The sequence below is a fragment of the Paraburkholderia sp. J7 genome (assembly GCF_905220155.1).
In the GTDB taxonomy this organism is placed as follows: Bacteria; Pseudomonadota; Gammaproteobacteria; order Burkholderiales; family Burkholderiaceae; genus Paraburkholderia.
The window spans coordinates 118,369-138,688 of record NZ_CAJMYZ010000023.1 but is presented as its reverse complement, the minus strand read 5'-3'; the positions used below and the strand labels follow the sequence as shown (position 1 = coordinate 138,688).

Genomic DNA, 20,320 nt, shown 5'->3' with positions numbered 1-20,320 from the left:
GTTGGGGTGGGGCGAGTGACTGAATTCACTGGCGGCATGGGGCGCGATCACGCGCCGCCGGATGCCGCCGAAAACCTTCGATTATGACGCGAAACCGGCTCATGCGCGCGCTGGCGCCGGGGCTGTGCGGATCGCCGCACGCCGGCCCAGCACCACGGTAGCAATCACGGCGGCCGCGTAGAGCCACGCCGAGGGCGCGACCTGCTCGCCGAAAAAGAGCGCCGAGAACGCCATCGTGAAGAAAATCTGCAGCAGCTGCACCTGGCCCACGCGCGCCGTGCCGCCCATGGCGAGCCCTGCGTACCACGCGAAAAAGCCGATGAACTGCGAAAACACCGTGACGTAGCCGAAAGCGAGCCAGGTTTTCATCGCGACCGGGCCGGGATGCGCCACATGCTGCGCCCACGCGAGCCAGCCGACCGGCAGTGCGAGAAACGGCGCCGAGACCACGAGCGCCCAGCAGATCACCTGCCAGCCGCCGAGCTGGCGCGCGAGGCGTGCGCCTTCGGCGTAGCCGAGCGCGCCGATGCCCACGGCGATGAGCATCCACGCATCGCCCGCGTGCAGTGCGCCGCCGCCGGCCTGGAGCGCGAACGCGACCACGAGCGCGCTGCCGATCAGCGCGCTGACCCAAAACGCTTTCGAGGGCCGCTCGTGCGAGAGCCACGCGGCGTAGATCGCCACGGCGAGCGGCTGCAGCCCGTTGACGATGGCGCCGTGCGAGGCCGGCACGGTCTTCATCGCAATGGCGGAAAACACCGGAAACGCGACGATCACGCCAAGCGACACCACGGCGAGGCTCTTCACCTGCGGCCAGGTGGGCCGCTTCTCGCGGCGAATGGCGAGCAGCAGCGCGGCCGGCACGGCGGCGGCGAGCGCGCGGCCCAGGCCGTTCAGGAGCGGATTGAATTCGGCGACGACGATGCGCGTCATCGGCAGGGTCAGACTGAAGATCGTGACGCCGATGAGGCCGAGCAGCATGCCTTGGGTTTCGCGTGCTTTCATGCGGGACTTTGCGCTCGACGAATCAGCGTGCCGGCGCGCCGAGCGTGCGCGGACCGGACGGGGTTTCGAACTGCGCGACGAGCGCGGGCGAGAGGGCTTCCTCCACGGCGATCAGATGCGCCGCGCCGAGCCACTGAAGCTGCTCGCGCACTGCTTGCGCCTGAGGGTGAAAGCCGGAGAGCGAGATGAGCGCGATGCCGGTGTCGGCCAGCACCTGCGAGGGGTGATGCGCCGTGTCCCACTGGATCAGCGAGGGCAGGATGCCGTCGCCCGCGCCTTGCCAGGCCGGGAACGCGCCGTCCTGCGGCACGGTGAGTTGCCAAGAGAAGTCGCCGCGCGTCATCGGCACGAGCTCGGGAATGCGCTGCGGATACTGTTCGCGCCAGCGCGCGAGGTTTTTCGGCGGATCGACACGGGCGACCCAGTGCGACAGATACGGCCCCTGTTCAAGACGTGCCTGCACGGCGGGATCGTCGAGCGCGAAGAGGCGCGCGCGGGCGTTTGCGTCGTTTTTCGCGGCGGGATCGATCGCGATGACTTCCAGGTAGACGCCACCCCACAGCCCGAGCAGACGGTTGTGCGTGCGCATGAGCGGGTGTGCGCCGCCGCCCGCGGGCGCGACGCCGAGCGCGTCGTTCACGTACTGCACGCCTTCTTCCAGCGTGCGCGCGGCAACGACGAGGTGATCGAGGCGAAGCGGCGAGGCGGTCATGTCAGGACGGGGCGCGGAGTGATCTCGGGGCCGGAACGAAGAGGGCGGAAGCGCGCGCCGCAACAGTGTGTCGACGCCTCCACCGAATCCTTACCGGTACGCATGCGATCAAATGTACCGGTATGGCTGCAGACAGTAACGGTACAATCGGCCCGATAGTGCTCTGTACAGTTCGAGTTCCGGGAGTCCTCATGTCCTCCGTCCCGCTAGACCAGATTCCCGCCCCGCACGACGCGGCCACGCTCACGCTCGTCGACCAGCTCGTGCAGTGGGGCCGCCGCCGCATCGAGGAGCGCGTGTTCCGCCCCGGCATGCGCATGCCGTCCATCCGCAAGCTCGCGCTCGACAAGGGCGTGTCGCGCTTCACGGTGGTCGAGGCCTACGAGCGTCTGGTCGCGCAGGGCTACCTCGACTCACGGCGCGGTTCCGGTTTCTACGTGCGCGAGCGGTTGGCGCTCGTGGCGGGCGGCGAACGCGCGCCGGTGACGGCAGGCGCTGCGGCGCGCGCGGACGGCGCGACGCAGGCCGCCGCGCCCGCGCCGTCCACCATCGACGTGGTCTGGCTGCTGCGCAACATGCTTCACACCTCCACGCGGCCGGAAAAAGGGCCGGGTCTTGGCTATCTGCCTGCGCGCTGGCTGGACGGCGAACTGCTGACCGGCGCAATGCGCTCGCTGGGCCGCCAGAGCGGCACGCAACTGCTCGGCTTCGGCTCGCCGCAAGGCTTTCTGCCGCTGCGCCAGCAGCTCCAGACGCGCATGGCGGAACTCGAGATCGGCGCGACGCCCGACCAGATCGTGCTCGTCTCGGGCATTACCCAGGCGATCGACCTGCTTGCGCGCATCTACGTGCAGCCCGGCGACACGGTCATCGTGGGCGACCCCGCGTGGTTCCAGATGTTCGGGCGCTTCGCCTCGCAGGGCGCGCGGCTCGTGGGCATGCCGTACACGCCCGACGGGCCGGACCTTGACGCGCTCGAAGCGCTGGTCGAAACCTGGCGGCCCAGGATGCTCGTGATCAACTCGGTGCTGCAAAACCCCACCGGCACGTCGCTCACGGCCGCGCAAGCGTTCCGCATTCTGCGGCTGGCAGAACAGTACGACTTCATCGTCGTCGAAGACGATATCTACGGCGACCTCTGCCCGGCGGGCTATCCGGCCACGCGCCTCGCGAGCCTCGACCAGTTGCGCCGCGTGATCTATCTCGGCAGCTTTTCGAAGACGCTCGCCCCGAACCTGCGCGTGGGCTATATCGCGAGCGCGCTCGACGTGGCCCAGGCCGTGGCGGACCAGAAGATGCTCGTCGGCATGACGAGCCCCGAACTTAACGAGCGCGTGCTCTACCGCGTGCTCACGGAGGGCCACTACCGGCGCCACGTGGAGCGCTTGCGCGGGCGGCTGGACGGCGTGCGCGACAAAGCGGCGCGCATGCTGGAGCGCGCCGGTTTGCGCCTTTTCGCGGCGCCCGGCGCAGGGATGTTCCTGTGGGCCGATACCGGCGTCGACGCGGACGCGCTCACTGCGGCGGGCCACGAAACGGGCTTCCTGCTCGCGCCGGGGAGTCTCTTCTCGCCGCACCAGTCGCCCACCACGTGGATGCGCTTCAACATCGCCAACTGCGGCGATCCGGCGCTGCCTGCATTCCTCGCCGACTATCTCGAAGGCGTGGCCCGGCGCGGCGGCGGCGCACAAGCGTGATTTCGCGGCCGGCGGCTCTTGAAACCGGCGCCGTCTGTCCCCAACTGCGCGTGCGGCGCGCCGCTGAGCACTTGCGGCCATCAATTTGTCAGACCAGAACTGCAACGAAAGAGGACCCTCGACCATGGCACAAGAAACCATGAGCTTCCAGGCAGAAGTGAAACAGCTTCTGCACCTGATGATCCATTCGCTGTACAGCAACAAGGAAATCTTCCTGCGCGAGCTGATCTCGAACGCATCGGACGCGGCGGACAAGCTGCGCTTCGAGGCGATCGCGAACAGCGCGCTCTATGAAAACGATCCGAACCTGCGCATTCGCGTGGGCTTTGACAAGGACGCGCGCACCATCACGATCGACGACAACGGCATCGGCATGAGCCATGACGAAGCCGTGTCGAACCTCGGTACGATCGCGCGCTCGGGCACGAAGGAATTCTTCGGCAAGCTCTCGGGCGACCAGCAGAAGGACGCGGCGCTCATCGGCCAGTTCGGCGTGGGCTTCTATTCGGGCTTCATCGTCGCGGACAAGATCACGGTGGAAAGCCGCCGCGCGGGCCTGACGGCTGCCGAAGGCGTGCGCTGGACGAGCGCGGGCGAGGGCGAATTCGCCGTCGAGACGATCGAGCGCGCGCAGCGCGGCACGACGATCACGCTGCATCTGCGCGAAGGTGAGGACGAGCTGCTTTCCGCCTGGAAGATCAAGTCGATCATCCAGAAGTATTCGGACCACGTCGGTCTGCCCATCGAGATGAAGAAGGAAGAATGGGACGCCGAAAAGAGCGAGATGGTCACGAAGGACGAGTACGAGACCATCAACCAGGCGAGCGCGCTGTGGACCCGTTCGAAGAGCGAGATCAGCGACGAGCAGTATCAGCAGTTCTATCAGCACCTCGCGCACGATCATCAGAATCCGCTCGCGTGGACGCATAACCGTGTGGAAGGCCGCAGCGAATACACGCAGCTGCTCTACGTGCCGTCGCATGCGCCGTTCGATCTGTGGAACCGCGACCACAAGAGCGGCCTGAAGCTGTATGTGAAGCGCGTCTTCATCATGGACGACGCCGAGCAACTGCTGCCGAACTATCTGCGCTTCGTGAAGGGCGTGGTCGATTCGAGCGATCTGCCGCTCAACGTCTCGCGCGAAATCCTGCAGGAAAGCCGCGACGTGAAGGCGATTCGCGACGGCGTGACCAAGCGCGTGCTCTCGATGCTCGAAGAAATGGCGGGCGCTGTTACGGACGCCGAAGCAAGCGAAGAGGACAAGGCGAAGTACACGACGTTCTGGACCGAGTTCGGCCAGGTGCTCAAGGAAGGCATTGGCGAGGATCACGCCAATCGCGAGCGTGTGGCGAAGCTGGCGCGCTTTGCGTCCACGCACAACGACACGAACGAGCAGACCGTCGCGCTTGCCGATTACGTTGCGCGCATGAAGCCCGAGCAGACGAAGATCTACTACGTCACCGCCGACACGTGGCAGGCCGCGAAGAACAGCCCGCATCTCGAAGTGTTCCGCAAGAAGGGCGTGGAAGTGCTGCTGCTCACGGACCGCGTGGACGAGTGGATGCTCTCGTTCCTGAACGAGTTCGACGGCAAGCCGCTCGCGAGCGTGGCGCGTGGCGACCTCGACCTCGGCGCGCTCAACGACGAGGAAAAGCAGCAGCAGGAGAAGGTGAGCGAGGAACTCAAGCCGCTCGTCGAGCACATGAAGGAAGCGCTCAAGGACAAGGCCAAGGACGTGCGCCTCACGTTCCGCCTGACCGATTCGCCCTCGTGCCTCGTGGCCGACGAAGGCGACATGAGCGGTTATCTGCAGCGCATGTTGAAGGCGGCGGGGCAGCAGGCTCCGCAGATGCAGCCGATTCTCGAGGTGAACCCGGAGCATCCGCTCGTGAAGGCGCTGCGCACCGATAGCGCGGACTTCGGCGACTGGTGCAATCTGCTGTTCGATCAGGCACTGCTGGCGGAAGGCGGTGCGCTGGAGGATCCGGCGAGTTTTGTGAAGCGCACGAATGCGTTGTTGATGGGGCGCGCTGGCTAAGGCCGAAGCCGCAACAGCAGCGTTTCATGACGAGACCCCTTGTGGCTGCCCGCCGCAAGGGGTTTTTCTTTTGTCCGCCCCGCCCGCAGCGAACTGAAATCCTCGCGGCCTATAATGCGCGCCATGCCTCTCCGATTCGATGCCGCTAACGCGCACTGGCGCGTCACGCCCTTGCCCGCCTTGAGCGCCGACCAGAAGGACTGGCTCACGCGCGGCGGTTCGCTCACGGCGCATTTGCGCACGCTCGGACGCGTCGTGGTGCGCGTGACGCGCGAAGCCGTCGATATGCCGTGGTCCGACGAATGCGCCGCGCTCGGCCTCGCGCCGCGCGAGCGCGCGTGGGTGCGCGAAATCGTGCTCGAAGTCGACGGCGTGCCGTTCGTCGCCGCGCACAGCGTGACGCCGCTCGCCGCGAGTCATGGCGTGTGGCAGGCCATGCGGCGCCTGCGCACGCGGCCGCTCGCGGAACTGCTCTATAGCGATAGCGGCGTGGCTCGCTCGGCGCTCGTGAGCCGGCGCGTGAGCGCGCGGCATCCGCTTTACGCGCTCGCGGCTCGCGAGATCGCGGCCGAACCGGCGCACGCGCGGTTCGTCGCGCGCCGCTCGGTGTTCGAGCGCGCAGGCGCGCCGCTACTCGTGACCGAATGCATGCTGCCCGCGCTATGGTCGCGTCTCGCGAGCGGTCCGCTCACACAGGAAACCGGCGTGCATCTCGGCCGCGAGCGCGGCCCGCTCGATCACACGGCCTCGCGCGCGCATCACGCACCGCGTTGAACTTTCTGCGCCGGTTGCCATGACCTTCAAGACCTGCTTCGATCCCGTCGTCGATGCGCATACGCGCGTGCTCATTCTCGGCAGTCTGCCGGGCGAGGCGTCGCTTGCACATCAGCAGTACTACGCGCATAAGCAGAACAAGTTCTGGCATCTGGTGGGCGAGGTGATCGGTCGTGATCTGGTCGACATGGACTATGCGGCGCGTCTCGACACGTTGCTCGAAAACCGCTTTGGGTTATGGGATGTGGTTGCCCAGGCTCGTCGCGCTGGAAGCCTCGATAGCCAGATACGAGACCATGCAGCCAATGATTTGATTGCGCTTATCGAGACGTTGCCGAATCTGACGACCATTGCCTTCAATGGTGGGACGGCAGCGAAGATTGGCGTGAAGGCACTTGGCGAGTGTGGCGATCGATATCGGCTGCTTCGCCTGCCATCGAGCAGCCCGGCCCATGCTTCCGTTCCCTATGCGGAGAAGCTGGCGGTCTGGCGAATGCTGCAGCATTCGAATTGAGGGCGTGGTGCGCGCCTGCCTGCGCGACAACGCAGCGCTCAAGCCCCGCAAATGCGGGGCTTTTCTTCGATCAGCTGGCGTGTCCTGGCAGGGCATCCGCCGCTACGTTTATTTTTGCAGTTCGGGCGCCTTTGCCAGCGCCGACTGCAGTTTCGACACAGCATCGACCGTTGCAAGCTGCCCGGCCAGGCCGAGGTTGTGCTTGAATTCACTAAACTCCGCGTGGCCGCTACCCGTTACGTCCTCGGTGGCCACGGTCTGACCGCTCGGGTCGGCCACGGTGCACGCGAGCGTGACGGAGAAGTCCGTGGGCGGCCACGTGAGCAGGCTAGGGGACGACGACGACGTCTTGATCGTCGGCGTAATCACGTAATCGAGATGCTTGGCCAGAATCGTTGCTGCGTCCGGTGCGCTCTTGAGCTTGGTCACATTCTTGAAGACGTGGCCGAGGCCGATGTACATCGGCAATTCAAGGTCGTGATACGGGTGGTAGCTCACCTTGTCGCCGCCGCCGCCGGGCGTAATCACTTCCTTCGACAACTGATCATCGGTGATGACGAGTCCCACCGTCTTGTCGAGCGGGGGCGTAGAAAGGCTCGGAATTTTGCTCGCGTCACCGGTAAGCGAAATTTCGTGCGCACAACCGGATAATGCTGCGACTACGCCTGCGGTCGCGATCAATCGAATCAATGCCATTGTGTGAGTTCCCCGGGTTACGGTTATTAACGTTATTGAATTGCCTCAAGGAAGGCAGGGTCGGCGTATAGCTCACCGAGCAACTTCTGTACGGCAAGCGGATATTCTTCACGCGCTTTCGGTACTGCAATCATGGCGGCGAACGCCGAATCCCATTGCGTGTGCGCGGATTTGACCTGGTCGTAACGCACGGTGCCCGAACGCATCACAACGAAACGCGCCGACAGTCTCGCGGCACCGGTTGCAATGCCGACGTCGATGTCGTTTTCCAGCAGCGTCGCCTTGATCTCGACATCGCTTTGCGGCGAGAGCTTGCCGGCCATCTGCAATTCCTTCGTCATCGCGTCGGCAAGATAGGCGCTGAATGAGCCGCCAACCGGCGATTTCATCGAATTGGCGCGCAGAGGGATCGGGTACGGATTCGTTGCGTCCGAATGCGATTCGAATGCGCCGATTTTCGCGTGCGCCGTCGTGGCGTTCTTGAGCGACTCAATATTATCGACGTCGGGGGAATAGGGCGGAGCGACCATGGAGCAAGCGCTCAACAGGAGAATCGGCGCGAGTATGCCGATTGCGCGAACGGTGTAGGGCATATTTTATTCACCTCGTGATTGTTGAAGTCGGCGAACCCGAAAGATCCGTAAAGCCATGCCACCCGGAGCGCAAAAGGCGCCGGTGAACGTCAGGTCTTGTCTGGTGGGGCCGCTTTAGCCTTCGCTCAGAATATCGGCAGCGGTACTGCGAATCTTGAGCAGTCCGGAGATCAGGCTTCCTGAGCGCGTGTGCTTCGGACGACGTATCGCAGGTCGGCCCGCACGTGCGCCCCACGCCGCAACTGGTCATGAACCGGTGCCTCGCGGCGCTCGCGACGCCCGGGTTCGCCCCGCCCACGGAGGCGAGCCTCGACTCGTGGTAATGGCGGCGCTACGTGCACTGCAAGCTCGGCGGCAATATGCGCATCAATCCAAAGAAAGTGCCACCGGATGCGCAAGCCATTGTGTCGATCCGCGCCGCGCCGGATGGCGCTATTGTCTCCGTGACACTGCTGCGTTCGAGTGGTAATGACGACCTCGACGAGGCCGTCGAGCGCGGGATTGCCGCCGCCTCTCCTTTGCCGCCGGTGCCGCGCGCGCTGCATATCGCGCGTATCGACATGCATTTCCATCCCATACGGGTCGATCCGCTGGCGGTGCAGCCGGGGCAGCCCGGCATCGATAGCGCCCACAACCACGAGGGGAGTGGAGGCGATAGTCATTGAAGCGCGCCGCATGCGTGCGAGGCGTGTGAACTGGCCGCCAAATCAGGCGCGAAGCGCCACGAATGCTATGCTCTCGGTCGCCCGGGCAGATGCCCCTGAATTTGCGACCCCACAGCAAGCGATTTTCTCCATGACGACTCTCATCAAGCGCGCCTCCGCCGAGGCCCGCGCATTCAAGCAATCCGGCAACGCGACGCAGTCGAGCGAGCCCGCGGGCAAGACCGCGAAGGTCACGAAGCGCCCGCGCCGCGCAACTGCCGCAGCCGCCGACGACCTCGACAACGCCCCGGTCATCGAAGCGCCGCGCAAGCCGCGTTTCGCGCCGGTCACGTTCTCGGAAGAGAGCGGTGTGCGCTATCTGCACTTCGGCACGGAGTGGGTGCAAGGTGCGATGCGTCTTTCGAAGCCGCTGCACATCGAACTCGAATACGCGCAGCAAATGATGGCGTGGCTGCTCTTTATCGCCACGCCCGAGCGCATCGTGCAACTGGGTCTGGGCGCGGCCGCGCTCACCAAGTTCGCGCATCGCTATCTGCGTCCCGCCAAGGTCGAGGCGATCGAGCTGAATCCGGCGGTCGTCGTGGCCGCGCGCACGATGTTCGAGCTGCCGTACGACGACGCGCGTCTCACCGTGCGCGAACTCGACGCGTGGGACTTCGTGCAGGACCGCGCCAATCACGGCACGATCGGCGCGCTGCAGATCGACGTGTACGACGCGACCGCGCGCGGCCCGGTGCTCGACAGCGTGGCGTTCTACCGCGCCGTGCGCGCGTGCCTGACCGATGCCGGCGTCGCGACGATCAACCTGTTCGGCGACCACCCGAGCTTCGTGCGCAACATGAAGCGCCTGAATGAAGCCTTCGACGGCCGCGTGATCGCGCTGCCCGAAGTGCACGAAGGCAATCGCGTGGCGCTCGCATTTTCGGGCCCGGCGCTCGAAGTCACGTACGAGGCCCTCGAAAAGCGTGCGCGCCTGCTCGAGAGCAAGCTCGGCCTGCCGGCGCACCAGTGGGTGAAGGCGCTGCGCGAATCGAGCGGCCAGAACGGCGCGACGTTCTCGATCTGATCCGCGCGAACGGCGGCAACGCCGTTTCAGCACAGAAAACCGGCCTCAGGGCCGGTTTTTTTTCGCCCGCACCAGGCATCCGCGGACGATTTCCTGGACCTGGCGCAAGCCGTTGGCTCTTGACAACGTCCTCGAAATTCGGGTCCGCCCTGCTTGACCGTGCGGCGTGGCCTCGATACTCTTTTCAGCGCTTTCGGGGACCTTGCGGGCTATCCGTCTGTGAGGCCATCGGCCGCTATACGCCAGACGGGCCGGACGGCGGACCGCGAACAGAGCAACGCCGCATAACTACATAAGCAACGAGGAGACGTCATGGCTCACGACGCCGACGCCGGAAAATCAAGCAAGCATTGGCTGTGGCTTCTGCTGCTGCCCTGGATCGCGATGGTCTGGGTGCCGTCGTACAACAAGATCGAACCCACTCTGTGGGACTTCCCGTTTTTCTACTGGTATCAGCTTCTCTGGGTGCTGATTAGCGCTGCCATTACCGCGCTCGTCTACTTCAAGACGAAGACTCGCCGCAAGGGCGATGCAGGGGGCGCGCAATGAACGTTACAGCAACGATTGTCTTTATCCTGTTCTTCCTTGGCGTCACGGTTCTCGGCTTCGTGGCCGCGCACTGGCGCAAGGGCGACCTCGCCCATCTCGAAGAGTGGGGCCTCGGCGGCCGCCGCTTCGGCACGATCGTCACGTGGTTCCTGCTCGGCGGCGACCTCTACACCGCATACACGTTCATTGCCGTGCCGGCGCTCGTGTTCGGTGCGGGCGCAACGGGTTTCTTCGCGCTGCCGTACACGATCCTGATCTATCCGTTCGCGTTCGTCGTGTTCCCGAAGCTCTGGGCCGTCGCGAAGCGCCATCAATACGTCACCTCGGCCGACTTCGTGAGCGCGCGCTATGGCAGCCGCATGCTCGCGCTCGCCATCGCCGTGACGGGTATCGTCGCGACCATGCCGTATATCGCGCTGCAGCTGGTGGGTATCGAAGTGGTGATCGGCGCGCTTGGCTTCGACACGACGGGTTTCGTCGGCGACCTGCCGCTCATCATCGCATTCGCGATTCTCGCCGCGTACACGTACACCTCGGGCCTGCGCGCGCCGGCCATGATCGCGGTGGTGAAGGACATCCTCATCTACATCACGATCATCGTCGCGATCATCGTGATTCCCGCGCAGATGGGCGGCTTCGGCCACATCTTCGGCGCGGTGCCGCCGGCCAAGCTGCTGCTCAAGTCGCCGGATGCCGCGAGTTTGAACGGCTATAGCGCCTACGCGACGCTCGCGGTGGGGTCGGCGCTCGCGCTGTTCCTGTACCCGCACTCGGTCACGGCGATTTTGTCGTCGTCGTCGGGCAACACCATCCGCCGCAACATGGCGATGCTGCCCGCGTACTCGCTCGTGCTCGGCCTGCTCGCGCTGCTCGGCTACATGGCGCTTGCTGCCGGTGTGAAGGACATGCCCGAATTCGCGCCGTACTTCAAGGCCTTCGGTCCGAACTTCGCGGTGCCGGCGCTGTTCCTGCACTTCTTCCCGTCGTGGTTCGTGGGCGTGGCGTTCGCGGCCATCGGTATCGGCGCGCTGGTGCCCGCCGCGATCATGTCGATTGCAGCGGCCAACCTGTACACGCGCAACATCCACAAGGAGTTCATCAACCGCAACATGAATCACGAGCAGGAGACCAACATCGCGAAGCTGGTCTCGCTGATCGTGAAGGTCGGCGCGGTGGCGTTCATCCTGGGCCTGCCGCTCACGTACGCGATCCAGCTGCAGCTGCTCGGCGGTATCTGGATCATCCAGACGCTGCCCGCCATCGTGCTCGGTCTCTACACGCGCATGCTCGACTACCGCGGCCTGCTGGTGGGCTGGGCGGTCGGCATCGGCACCGGCACGTGGATGGCCATTTCGCTCAAGCTCGCAGGCTCGATCTTCACGATCCACCTGTTCGGCATGGCGATTCCGGGTTACGCCGCGGTGTGGTCGCTGATCGTGAACCTCGTGGTCTCGGTTGTCGTGTCGGCGCTCGTGCATCTGGTCGGCATGCAGAAGAGCCAGGACCGCACGCGTCCGGAAGACTATCTCGACGTCGTCGAGGGCTGATCCGCTCGGTACACTTCGGCCCGGCGCGCACCGCCGGTCCGGACTTGCCGACAATGCCCGCAACACACAGTTGCGGGCATTTGTTTTTCTGGTGCACGATGGCGGCTGATTTGGCTCACGTCCAGCCCGCGCCATGGCCCCATCCGAAACCGAATCCCGCTCCCGGTCCGCGCACAGCGGCGCGCGACGCGTGCGCACGCCGCGCCGCCGCTCGCGCCTCGCGCGCATGTGGCGTGCGCTGACGTCGCCGTACTACCGCTACCGCAACGCCAAGGTGATACACAGCGTGCGCGTGGGCCTCGCCATGCTCGCCTCGATTCTCGCGACCTCGGGCATCGATATTCCGCACGGCATCTGGGCGTCGGTCACGCTGCTCGTCGTGATCGGCGGGCTGCAGCACCAAGGCAACATCCGCAAGAAGGCCGCCGAGCGTGCGCTCGGCACGATGCTGGGCGCAGTGATCGGGCTCGTGCTGATCGTCGTGCAGGCCATCACGGGCTCCGTGCCGCTTACCTACGTGCTGATGTCGCTCGTGGCGGCCGTGTGCGGGTACTACGCCATTGGCAAGCCGGGCTACGTCGCGCTCCTTGCCGCCATCACCATGTGCATCGTCGCGGGGCATGGCGACAACCTCATCGATACGGGCCTCTGGCGCACGCTCAACGTGATTCTCGGCATCGTCATCGCGCTCGTGTTTTCGTTCGCCTTGCCGCTGCACGCCACGTATTCGTGGCGCTACAGCCTCGCCGACAATCTGCGCGAATGCGCGCGCGTGTATGCGCAGGTGGCGAGCGGCGTGCACGTCGATTCGGACGACCAGGTGCAGACCTTCATGCGCCTGAACGCACGGCTCGTGCAGCTGCGCGCGCTGATGCCATCGGTTGCCAAGGAGATCGATGTGCCGCTCGCGCAGCTCGAACAGGTGCAGCGTTTGCATCGCTCGCTCCTGAGCGCGCTGGAGATGCTCTGCACCGGCACGGGCAGCTACGAGCAGTCGCTCGTGCGAGAGGCGTTCGCCGAGCGCAGCGAGACCGTGCGCCGTGCGCTGCTCGCCACGGCCCGGGCGCTGCGATTTGGCGGCGGGCGCCACCCCGAGGCGGCGCAGCAGGCGCTGCGCCCGGTAGCCGCATGGGTGGATGGCGGCGCAGAGGACGATACGGCGGGCGAGGCGGGCGCGGGCGTCCATGAAGGCTTGCCGGAGGCGCCGCAGGGCTGCCAGGAGCCGCAGATGCAGGGGCCATACTGGCTCAGCCTGCGTGTGGAGGAGCAGGTGGAGCGCCTGCGTGCGCTCCTGCTCGAAACCGAACCGCGCTGGAACATCGAGCGCGCCGCGACGCACCGCATGGTGTGACGCCGGGCGCGCAACGCCGGTTGCGGCGCCGGGTCAGGCGGCTTGGTCGTGCGGCGCCGTGACCATCCATGGCACGCCGAACTTGTCGGTCACCATGCCGAAGCCAGGGGACCAGAAGGTCTTCTGGAACGGCATCGTGACCGTGCCGCCTTTGGCCAGTGCGTTGAAGTAACGCTCGGCGGTGCCGACGTCGGGGCCGGTCAGCGAGACGCCGAAGCCGAGGAACTTGTCGTTCTGCGTCATGCAGCCGCCGTCGGACACCATGATTTGCGCGTCGCCGATCTGGAGCGTCGCGTGCATGATCTTTTCGGCGAATTCGGGCGGCATGGGGCGGGCGGGGTCCGGCGGCGCTTCCTTGAAGCGCATCTTGATCACTTCCTTCGCGCCGAGCGCTTCGCCATAGAACGCGATCGCTTCGTCGCAATTGCCGGGGTAAAAGAGATAGGGCTGGATTTGCATCGTCGGTTTCCTTGCGGACGGGACGTTGGCCGGCCGGTTATCGTGCGCGGGTAGGCACGGGGCCGGATCACGCGGCGGGTTGCACCGCTGCCCTGATTCTAGGCGCGCGTCAGCGCCCTACCGAGCGATGTGTCGTCAGGGTTTGCGAGAGCGCAGACGGGAACGGACGTTGCTCGACCGCGCGCAAAAGAAAGGGCCGCACATGCGGCATGTGCGGCCCTCGGTTATCGACAGTTCGATGCGCTCGGCATGGAGCGCCGGCGCGTTACTTCGCGCGCAACTCTTCGATCATCTTTTCGAGCTTGATCGCGTCGGCGGCGAACGCGCGAATGCCTTCCGCGAGCTTCTCGGTCGCCATGGCGTCTTCGTTGAGCTGGAAGCGGAACGACGGCTCGTCCACGGCCACGCGCTCGATCTTCGCGTCCTTGAATGCTTCCGGCGAAAGCTTGCGCTCGACCTTCTCGGTGCTGTCCTGGAGCTTTTGCAGCAGGTCCGGGCTGATGGTGAGCAGGTCGCAGCCGGCCAGCTCGACGATCTGGCTCGTGTTGCGGAAGCTTGCGCCCATCACTTCGGTCTTGTGACCGAACTTCTTGTAGTACGCATAGATCTTGCGGACCGACTGCACGCCCGGGTCGTTCGCGCCGCCGTCCTTCGCGTCGTCCCAGTCGGCGCCCTTGGCCTTCTTGTACCAGTCGTAGATGCGGCCCACGAACGGCGAGATGAGCTGCGCGCCCGCTTCGGCGCACGCGGCGGCTTGCGCGAGCGAGAAGAGCAGCGTCATGTTGCAGTGGATGCCGTCCTTTTGCAGCACTTCGGCGGCGCGAATGCCTTCCCAGGTGGAGGCGAGCTTGATCAGCACGCGCTCGCGGCCGATGCCGGCCTGCTTGTACAGGTCGATGATGTGGTGAGCCTTGTCGATCGACTTTTTCGTGTCGAACGAGAGGCGGGCGTCGACTTCGGTCGAGACGCGGCCCGGAATGATTTTGAGGATTTCGGTGCCGAACGCGATCAGCAGATGGTCGATGATCGACTCGAGCGATTCGCTCGCGTGATCGCGTACGGTTTTTTCGAGCAGCGGACGGTACTCGGCTTTCTGGACCGCCTTGAGGATCAGCGACGGGTTGGTCGTCGCGTCCTGCGGCTTGTACTGCACGAATTGCTGGAAGTCGCCCGTGTCGGCGACGACGGTGGTGTACTGCTTGAGCTGGTCGAGTGCGGTAGTCATGTCAGGCCTTGTGGGCGCGTGCGCGCCTGCATCGGTGAGAGTTGAACGGCCGGTGCGCTTCAGGCGTGAACCTGGAGCGCGCCGGGCGGAACGCGAAATGGCGCTGCGCCGTTGCGGCCCGGCGCGCGCAGATGGACGTCAGACGCGCGTGCAGCCGGATCTGGCGCACTTGCCGCGCGTTTGGGCGCGGCTTACTTCATTATTTTATGGCGGAAACGCCTGGTGTTGCGTTTCACGCGCGCCGCGCATTCAGCACGAACTGCGTGATCACGCCCGCCACGAGCCCCCAGAACGCCGCGCCGATGGAAAGCAGCGTGAGCCCGGAGGCCGTCACCATGAAGGTGATGAGCGCGGCTTCGCGCTCCCTCGGGTTCTGCATGGCGTTGGTGAGGCCGCTCATGATCGAGCCGAACAGCGCGAGCGCCGCAATCGAGACCACGAGCGCCTGCGGGAACGCCGCGAACAGCGCGGCGATGGTCGCGCCGAAGGTCCCGGCGATCAGATAGAAAATGCCGCACCACACGGCCGCCATATAGCGCTTCGTGCGGTCTTCGTGGGCGTGCGGGCCCGTGCAGATCGCCGCGGTGATGGCGGCAAGATTCACGCCGTGCGAGCCGAACGGCGCGAGCACGAGCGAGGCCAGGCCCGTGGTGGCGATGAGCGGCGAGGAGGGCGCGGCCGTGTGGTCGTAGCCGTCGGCGCGCAGCACGGCGATGCCGGGCACGTTCTGCGAGGCCATCGCCACGACGAAAAGCGGAATGCCGATGCTCACCACCGCCGTGAGCGAGAACGCCGGCATCGTGAACACGGGCCTCGCCACCGCCACGCGGAAGTGGCTGAAGTCGAGCAGACCGAGCACGGCAGCGGCGGCGATGCCGATCACGAGCGTCGCGACGATCGCGTAACGCGGCACGACGCGCTTCACGATCAGGTAGCCGAAGAACATCGTCAGCACGAGCGGGGTTTGCACCTGCGCGGCGTGGAAGATCTCAATGCCGATCTCGAACAGGATGCCCGCGAGCAGCGCCGCCGCGATGCCCGCGGGAATGCGCTTCATGAGCGTGTCGAACCAGCCGGTGAGGCCCACGGCCGTGAGCAGCACGGCGCACACGATATAGGCGCCGATCGCCTCGGCATAGGGCACATGTGGCAACGAGCTGATGAGGAGCGCCGCGCCCGGCGTGGACCACGCGACCACGATGGGCGCGCGGAACCACAGCGACAGGCCGATGGTCGTCAAGGCCATGCCGATTGAAAGCGCCCAGATCCACGAGGAAATTTGCGCGTCGGAAAGATGCGCGGCCTGGCCGGCCTGGAACATCAGCACGAGCGAGCTGGTGTAGCCGGTCATCATCGCGACGAAACCGGCCACGATCGTGGCGACCGAGGTATCGGCGAAGGGCCGCAGCGGTCCTGGCCTGAACGTCGCGGGCAGGTCAGGGGAGGAGGGAGCGGTCATGCAGGTGGTCTCCAGATTTTGCGTAGGTATGGCGACATCGGGCGGCGCGGCCTGGTGAAACACTCAGGCACGCGCCGCCTCAAAAAGGCGGAAAGGGGCGGGAGTGCTTGCGCCTATTTGCTCAGCACGCGCATGGCCGTTTCGAGCCCGGCGACAGTGAGCGGATACATGCGGTGGCCGAGAATCTCGCGGATGATCGACACCGACTGGCGGTACTCCCATAGTCGCTCGGGCTCGGGGTTGAGCCAGGCGAAATGGGGGAACTGGTCGGCAAGACGCCGCAGCCACACGGCGCCCGCTTCGGGGTTGTTGTACTCGACCGAGCCGCCCGGCTGCAGCACCTCATACGGGCTCATGGTGGCGTCGCCGACGAAGATCAGCTTGTAGTCGGGCGTGAACTTGTGCAGCAGGTCCCACGTGGGCGTGCGCTCGGCGTGGCGGCGGCGATTGTTCTTCCACAGGTAGTCGTACACGCAGTTGTGGAAGTAGTAAAACTCGAGGTGCTTGAATTCGGCTTTGGCCGCGGAGAACAGTTCTTCCGTGCGCTTGATGTGATCGTCCATCGAGCCGCCCACGTCGAGCAGCATCAGCACTTTCACGTTGTTGTGGCGCTCCGGCACCATCTTGAGGTCGAGCCAGCCCGCGTTCGCGGCGGTGCTGCGGATCGTGTCGCCGAGATCGAGTTCTTCGGCGGCGCCTTCGCGCGCGAAACGGCGCAGACGGCGCAACGCGACCTTGATGTTGCGCGTGCCGATTTCGACCTGGTCGTCGTAGTCGCGATACGCGCGCGCGTCCCACACTTTCACGGCGCTGCGCTGGCCGCCTTCGCCGCCAATGCGGATGCCCTCGGGGTTATAGCCGCCATGGCCGAAGGGCGAGGTGCCGCCCGTGCCGATCCATTTGCTGCCGCCTTCGTGGCGCTCCTTCTGTTCCTCGAAGAGTTCCTTCAGGCGCTCCATGAGCTTGTCGAGCCCGCCCATGGCTTCGATCTGCGCGCGCTGCTCGGGCGTGAAGTCACGCTCCAGACGCTTCTTGAGCCAGTCTTCGGGTATCTCGAAGGCGAGTTCGGACTTCTTCTCGATGCCGCGAAAATACGCGCCGAACGCCTGATCGAAGCGGTCGAAGTATTGCTCGTCTTTCACGAGCGTCATGCGCGCGAGGTAGTAGAAGTCGTCGAGCGAGGGCGCGATCACGCGGGCCTTGAGCGCTTCGACGAGCGTGAGGTACTCCTTCACGGAAACCGGCAGCTTCGCGTCGCGCAGCGTGTAGAAGAAGTCGATCAGCATGCGGTGTCTCCGGCTTTCGCGCGCGGGGTCCTGGTCAACGGTTGTGGCGGTTCATGTAGATGAGGCGCTCGAACAGCGTCATGTCCTGCTCGTTCTTGAGCAGCGCGCCCGCGAGCGGCGGCATGGACTTCGAGCCGTCGGCCGCGCGCAGCGCCGAGGGCGGAATCTCTTCCGCGAGCAGCAGCTTGAGCCAGTCGAGCAGTTCGGACGTAGACGGCTTTTTCTTCAGGCCCGCGACGTTGCGCAGTTCGAAGAAGCTTTCCATCGCCGCGTTGAGCAGTTCCTTGCGGATGCCCGGATAGTGCACCTCGACAATGCGCTGCATCGTCGCCGGATCGGGAAAGCTGATGTAGTGGAAGAAGCAGCGACGCAGGAACGCGTCGGGCAGCTCCTTCTCGTTGTTCGACGTGATGATCACGAGCGGACGCTGCTTCGCCTTGATGAGCTGGCGCGTCTCGTACACGTAGAACTCCATGCGGTCGAGCTCGCGCAACAGGTCGTTCGGGAACTCGATGTCGGCCTTGTCGATCTCGTCGATCAGCAGCACGCTTTGCTCTTCCGACTCGAACGCCTGCCACAGCACGCCTTTCACGATGTAGTTGGCGATGTCCTTCACGCGTTCGTCGCCGAGCTGCGAGTCGCGCAGGCGCGAGACCGCGTCGTACTCGTAGAGCCCTTGCTGCGCCTTCGTGGTGGACTTGATGTGCCACTGCATGAGCGGCATGCCCAGCGCCGCGGCCACTTCTTCGGCCAGCATGGTCTTGCCCGTGCCGGGCTCGCCCTTGATGAGCAAGGGGCGCTTCAACGTGATCGCGGCGTTGACCGCAAGCTTGAGGTCGTCGGTGGCGACGTACTGCGATGAGCCTTCGAAACGCGTGGCGCGCATGGTGAATCCGCTCGCTGGGAAAAAAATCCCAGTATAAGTCAGATGGGGTGTTGCGTCGGCGCGCCACCGCGTATCGTTGGGTCCGCTCTTTGGGGCACGGTCACGCAGGCTCAGAGGCGTCTGCGGCGAGCGCGCGGCGAGTCCGTTGTGTGTGCCAGGGTTCCTCCGGGTTGCTTGCCAGCGAGCCTGCGCGACACGGCGCTGCGTGGCCGCCCGGTGGGCCACGCCGGCCTGCCGCAGGGCCCCGTCAGGCGCTCCGAGGCCCGCCAGGCGTGGCGCGGCCGGTGGACGGCCGCGGCGGCGTCGCGGTATACTCGGACCGATTTTTTTCGGCCTGCACGGCGACCCCAAAAGTAAAACAGCAGTAATGCGGCGCAGGCCGTGGCCTGCGGTTCGGGCGTTCGAATCCCCTCAAGCCAGGTTGGATGCTATGAAAAAAATTGTCGGCAAGCACGTCATCACGGGCGCAATAACCATGCTGGCGTGCTTCGCGGTCACGGCTCACGCGGACGTCGTGGGCAACGCGAAGGCGGGTCAGGACAAGGTGGCGATGTGTATCGGCTGTCATGGTATTCCCGACTACCGCACCGCTTACCCCGAGGTCTACCACGTGCCCATTCTGGGCGGCCAGAACGCGCAGTACATCATGAACGCGTTGCTCGCCTACAAGAAGGGCGACCGGCATTTCGAGACGATGCACGCGATCGCGTCCTCGCTCACCGAACAGGACATCGCCGACATCGCGGCCTACTATGCGTCGCAAACGGCCGCGTCGAAAGACAATCCGAACAAATAACCGGCAGGTGGAGAACCCATGAACAAGCCCTACACGGCTATGCCTTCGTTTGCCGGTGCAACCATCAAGCTTGCGGGTACCGCTCTCGCACTGGCCGCCGCGCTCGCGCTGAATCCCGCGCACGCGGCCGACGTCTCCAACGGCAAGGCCCTCGCCGACAGCCACAACTGCGCGGCCTGCCACGGCCCGGGCCTGAACAAGCCCGTGAGCCCCGAATATCCGAAGCTCGCCGGCCAGCATGCCGACTACATCTACTGGGCGCTGCGCCAGTACCAGATGGGCACAGGCAATCCGCACCTCGGCCGCAACAATCCGATCATGCAGGCGCAGGTGCAGAGCCTCTCGCAGAGCGACATGAAGGATATCGCTGCGTATATCGAGTCGCTCAGCGGCGACCTCGTCAACAAGAAGTAAGCATGAGTGCGGCGCGCGCCATGCGTGCCGCATCATGCGAAACACCCCGCGTGGGCCTCGTTTTCGGCGAGGTTGTCGCGGGGTGTTTTTTTGCGGCTTCGTTGGCTTGCGTTGCGCTTCCGTTCGGTCTCAGTCGCGTGAAGCGCGGCGCTCGATGCGCATGAGATAGGCGTCCGTGTCGGGGGGCGTGTTCGTGCGCTGCGCTTCCCAGATCGTTTCGCCGAGGCACTCCATGATCGCGTGCTGCGCGTCGTGCGTGGAGCCCATGCGTGCGGCGAGCCGGTCGTGTGCCGCGCGGATGCCGGGCGGCTGGTCGATCGACAGCTGCTCGCTGATCGCGAGGTGCATCGACAGATGCAGGAACGGATTGCTCTGGCCGCGCTCGGGCGAGTAGTCCTGCGCGGCGGCCGCATCGGCGTCGGCGAGTTCGGCGTGATATTCGGGGTGCTCGACGATCCAGTCGGCGGCGATCGCCTCTAGCGGCGTGAGGATTTCGCCCGCGCGCTGCTTGCGCCAGGTCTCGGTGAAAAAGCGGCGGACTTCGTCGCGGCTGGGATTGAACATCTTGAGTCGGTCGAGTGGGGGATG

Annotated in this window: 21 protein-coding genes; 11 read left to right on the top strand and 10 right to left on the bottom strand. The window is 65.2% G+C overall.

Annotation, left to right across the window (positions count from 1 at the left end; genetic code table 11):
- Positions 1-99 precede the first annotated feature (99 nt).
- Both U5A58_RS31625 and U5A58_RS31620 read right to left on the bottom strand, forming a co-directional pair.
- On the bottom strand, positions 100-1,005 hold the full coding sequence (locus tag U5A58_RS31625) for a DMT family transporter (protein ID WP_321964349.1): 906 nt from the start codon (positions 1,003-1,005) through the stop codon (positions 100-102).
- 22 nt (positions 1,006-1,027) lie between these two features.
- The gene (locus U5A58_RS31620; protein WP_321964348.1) at positions 1,028-1,717 is read right to left on the bottom strand and encodes a VOC family protein; all 690 of its coding nucleotides are present in this window, start codon (positions 1,715-1,717) and stop codon (positions 1,028-1,030) included.
- Positions 1,718-1,908: 191 nt separating this feature from the next.
- Here U5A58_RS31620 and U5A58_RS31615 point away from each other — a divergent pair, with 191 nt between their 5' ends.
- From U5A58_RS31615 to U5A58_RS31600, 4 genes are all read left to right on the top strand, one after another.
- Positions 1,909-3,414 (top strand): PLP-dependent aminotransferase family protein, encoded by a 1,506-nt coding sequence (locus U5A58_RS31615; protein ID WP_321964347.1) that lies wholly within the window; start codon positions 1,909-1,911, stop codon positions 3,412-3,414.
- A gap of 124 nt (positions 3,415-3,538) precedes the next feature.
- On the top strand, positions 3,539-5,452 hold the full coding sequence (gene htpG, locus U5A58_RS31610) for a molecular chaperone HtpG (RefSeq protein ID WP_321964346.1): 1,914 nt from the start codon (positions 3,539-3,541) through the stop codon (positions 5,450-5,452).
- Positions 5,453-5,575: 123 nt separating this feature from the next.
- Positions 5,576-6,226 (top strand): chorismate--pyruvate lyase family protein, encoded by a 651-nt coding sequence (locus U5A58_RS31605; protein ID WP_321964345.1) that lies wholly within the window; start codon positions 5,576-5,578, stop codon positions 6,224-6,226.
- Positions 6,227-6,245: 19 nt separating this feature from the next.
- Entirely contained in the window at positions 6,246-6,740 is a 495-nt protein-coding gene (locus U5A58_RS31600; RefSeq protein WP_321964344.1) for a DNA-deoxyinosine glycosylase, read from the top strand.
- Positions 6,741-6,848: 108 nt separating this feature from the next.
- On the opposite strand, the gene U5A58_RS31595 is transcribed toward U5A58_RS31600, so the two are convergent.
- Both U5A58_RS31595 and U5A58_RS31590 read right to left on the bottom strand, forming a co-directional pair.
- Positions 6,849-7,436 (bottom strand): hypothetical protein, encoded by a 588-nt coding sequence (locus U5A58_RS31595; RefSeq protein ID WP_321964343.1) that lies wholly within the window; start codon positions 7,434-7,436, stop codon positions 6,849-6,851.
- Between the two features lie 32 nt (positions 7,437-7,468).
- The gene (locus U5A58_RS31590) at positions 7,469-8,029 is read right to left on the bottom strand and encodes a hypothetical protein (RefSeq protein ID WP_321964342.1); all 561 of its coding nucleotides are present in this window, start codon (positions 8,027-8,029) and stop codon (positions 7,469-7,471) included.
- 335 nt (positions 8,030-8,364) lie between these two features.
- On the opposite strand from U5A58_RS31590, the gene U5A58_RS31585 reads away from it, so the two are divergent.
- The 5 genes from U5A58_RS31585 (at position 8,365) to U5A58_RS31565 (ending at position 13,207) form a co-directional block, all read left to right on the top strand.
- The gene (locus U5A58_RS31585) at positions 8,365-8,694 is read left to right on the top strand and encodes an energy transducer TonB (RefSeq protein ID WP_321964341.1); all 330 of its coding nucleotides are present in this window, start codon (positions 8,365-8,367) and stop codon (positions 8,692-8,694) included.
- A 130-nt stretch (positions 8,695-8,824) separates the two neighbouring features.
- Positions 8,825-9,760: a spermidine synthase gene (locus U5A58_RS31580; protein WP_321964340.1), complete on the top strand. Its 936-nt coding sequence runs from the start codon at positions 8,825-8,827 to the stop codon at positions 9,758-9,760.
- Positions 9,761-10,072: 312 nt separating this feature from the next.
- A complete protein-coding gene (locus U5A58_RS31575; protein ID WP_321914734.1) occupies positions 10,073-10,309 on the top strand; it encodes a DUF3311 domain-containing protein in 237 nt (78 codons plus the stop codon).
- Positions 10,306-11,856, top strand: coding sequence for a monocarboxylate uptake permease MctP (gene mctP / locus U5A58_RS31570; protein WP_321936813.1), 1,551 nt, complete (start codon positions 10,306-10,308; stop codon positions 11,854-11,856). The genes U5A58_RS31575 and mctP overlap by 4 nt, the downstream gene beginning before the upstream one ends.
- Positions 11,857-12,082: 226 nt before the next feature.
- Positions 12,083-13,207, top strand: a complete 1,125-nt coding sequence (locus tag U5A58_RS31565; protein ID WP_321964378.1) for an FUSC family protein — start codon at positions 12,083-12,085, stop codon at positions 13,205-13,207.
- Positions 13,208-13,240: 33 nt separating this feature from the next.
- Here the strand turns inward: U5A58_RS31565 and U5A58_RS31560 are convergent, their stop codons facing one another.
- From U5A58_RS31560 to U5A58_RS31540, 5 genes are all read right to left on the bottom strand, one after another.
- Entirely contained in the window at positions 13,241-13,666 is a 426-nt protein-coding gene (locus U5A58_RS31560) for a VOC family protein (protein ID WP_321964339.1), read from the bottom strand.
- A gap of 265 nt (positions 13,667-13,931) precedes the next feature.
- Positions 13,932-14,891: a transaldolase gene (tal, locus tag U5A58_RS31555; RefSeq protein ID WP_158757319.1), complete on the bottom strand. Its 960-nt coding sequence runs from the start codon at positions 14,889-14,891 to the stop codon at positions 13,932-13,934.
- A gap of 232 nt (positions 14,892-15,123) precedes the next feature.
- Positions 15,124-16,350: a benzoate/H(+) symporter BenE family transporter gene (locus tag U5A58_RS31550; protein WP_321964338.1), complete on the bottom strand. Its 1,227-nt coding sequence runs from the start codon at positions 16,348-16,350 to the stop codon at positions 15,124-15,126.
- Between the two features lie 113 nt (positions 16,351-16,463).
- Positions 16,464-17,636 (bottom strand): VWA domain-containing protein, encoded by a 1,173-nt coding sequence (locus U5A58_RS31545; protein WP_321914728.1) that lies wholly within the window; start codon positions 17,634-17,636, stop codon positions 16,464-16,466.
- A 34-nt stretch (positions 17,637-17,670) separates the two neighbouring features.
- A complete protein-coding gene (locus U5A58_RS31540; RefSeq protein WP_158757322.1) occupies positions 17,671-18,522 on the bottom strand; it encodes an AAA family ATPase in 852 nt (283 codons plus the stop codon).
- 430 nt (positions 18,523-18,952) lie between these two features.
- Between U5A58_RS31540 and U5A58_RS31535 the strand changes: the two genes are divergently transcribed.
- Positions 18,953-19,318: a c-type cytochrome gene (locus U5A58_RS31535; protein ID WP_158757323.1), complete on the top strand. Its 366-nt coding sequence runs from the start codon at positions 18,953-18,955 to the stop codon at positions 19,316-19,318.
- A gap of 18 nt (positions 19,319-19,336) precedes the next feature.
- Positions 19,337-19,732: a cytochrome c gene (locus U5A58_RS31530; protein WP_321964337.1), complete on the top strand. Its 396-nt coding sequence runs from the start codon at positions 19,337-19,339 to the stop codon at positions 19,730-19,732.
- Positions 19,733-19,861: 129 nt separating this feature from the next.
- On the opposite strand, the gene U5A58_RS31525 is transcribed toward U5A58_RS31530, so the two are convergent.
- Positions 19,862-20,296, bottom strand: coding sequence for a DUF1841 family protein (locus U5A58_RS31525; protein WP_158757325.1), 435 nt, complete (start codon positions 20,294-20,296; stop codon positions 19,862-19,864).
- Between the last annotated feature and the right edge of the window lie 24 nt (positions 20,297-20,320).

What these genes read in the sequence shown, in the direction of transcription:
- U5A58_RS31625 (WP_321964349.1), bottom strand. Translation starts at nt 1,005, where the DNA reads ATGAAAGCACGCGAAACCCAAGGCATGCTGCTCGGCCTCATCGGCGTC.
- U5A58_RS31620 (WP_321964348.1), bottom strand. Translation starts at nt 1,717, where the DNA reads ATGACCGCCTCGCCGCTTCGCCTCGATCACCTCGTCGTTGCCGCGCGC.
- U5A58_RS31615 (WP_321964347.1), top strand. Translation starts at nt 1,909, where the DNA reads ATGTCCTCCGTCCCGCTAGACCAGATTCCCGCCCCGCACGACGCGGCC.
- htpG (WP_321964346.1), top strand. Translation starts at nt 3,539, where the DNA reads ATGGCACAAGAAACCATGAGCTTCCAGGCAGAAGTGAAACAGCTTCTG.
- U5A58_RS31605 (WP_321964345.1), top strand. Translation starts at nt 5,576, where the DNA reads ATGCCTCTCCGATTCGATGCCGCTAACGCGCACTGGCGCGTCACGCCC.
- U5A58_RS31600 (WP_321964344.1), top strand. Translation starts at nt 6,246, where the DNA reads ATGACCTTCAAGACCTGCTTCGATCCCGTCGTCGATGCGCATACGCGC.
- U5A58_RS31595 (WP_321964343.1), bottom strand. Translation starts at nt 7,436, where the DNA reads ATGGCATTGATTCGATTGATCGCGACCGCAGGCGTAGTCGCAGCATTA.
- U5A58_RS31590 (WP_321964342.1), bottom strand. Translation starts at nt 8,029, where the DNA reads ATGCCCTACACCGTTCGCGCAATCGGCATACTCGCGCCGATTCTCCTG.
- U5A58_RS31580 (WP_321964340.1), top strand. Translation starts at nt 8,825, where the DNA reads ATGACGACTCTCATCAAGCGCGCCTCCGCCGAGGCCCGCGCATTCAAG.
- U5A58_RS31575 (WP_321914734.1), top strand. Translation starts at nt 10,073, where the DNA reads ATGGCTCACGACGCCGACGCCGGAAAATCAAGCAAGCATTGGCTGTGG.
- mctP (WP_321936813.1), top strand. Translation starts at nt 10,306, where the DNA reads ATGAACGTTACAGCAACGATTGTCTTTATCCTGTTCTTCCTTGGCGTC.
- U5A58_RS31565 (WP_321964378.1), top strand. Translation starts at nt 12,083, where the DNA reads ATGTGGCGTGCGCTGACGTCGCCGTACTACCGCTACCGCAACGCCAAG.
- U5A58_RS31560 (WP_321964339.1), bottom strand. Translation starts at nt 13,666, where the DNA reads ATGCAAATCCAGCCCTATCTCTTTTACCCCGGCAATTGCGACGAAGCG.
- tal (WP_158757319.1), bottom strand. Translation starts at nt 14,891, where the DNA reads ATGACTACCGCACTCGACCAGCTCAAGCAGTACACCACCGTCGTCGCC.
- U5A58_RS31550 (WP_321964338.1), bottom strand. Translation starts at nt 16,350, where the DNA reads ATGACCGCTCCCTCCTCCCCTGACCTGCCCGCGACGTTCAGGCCAGGA.
- U5A58_RS31545 (WP_321914728.1), bottom strand. Translation starts at nt 17,636, where the DNA reads ATGCTGATCGACTTCTTCTACACGCTGCGCGACGCGAAGCTGCCGGTT.
- U5A58_RS31540 (WP_158757322.1), bottom strand. Translation starts at nt 18,522, where the DNA reads ATGCGCGCCACGCGTTTCGAAGGCTCATCGCAGTACGTCGCCACCGAC.
- U5A58_RS31535 (WP_158757323.1), top strand. Translation starts at nt 18,953, where the DNA reads ATGAAAAAAATTGTCGGCAAGCACGTCATCACGGGCGCAATAACCATG.
- U5A58_RS31530 (WP_321964337.1), top strand. Translation starts at nt 19,337, where the DNA reads ATGAACAAGCCCTACACGGCTATGCCTTCGTTTGCCGGTGCAACCATC.
- U5A58_RS31525 (WP_158757325.1), bottom strand. Translation starts at nt 20,296, where the DNA reads ATGTTCAATCCCAGCCGCGACGAAGTCCGCCGCTTTTTCACCGAGACC.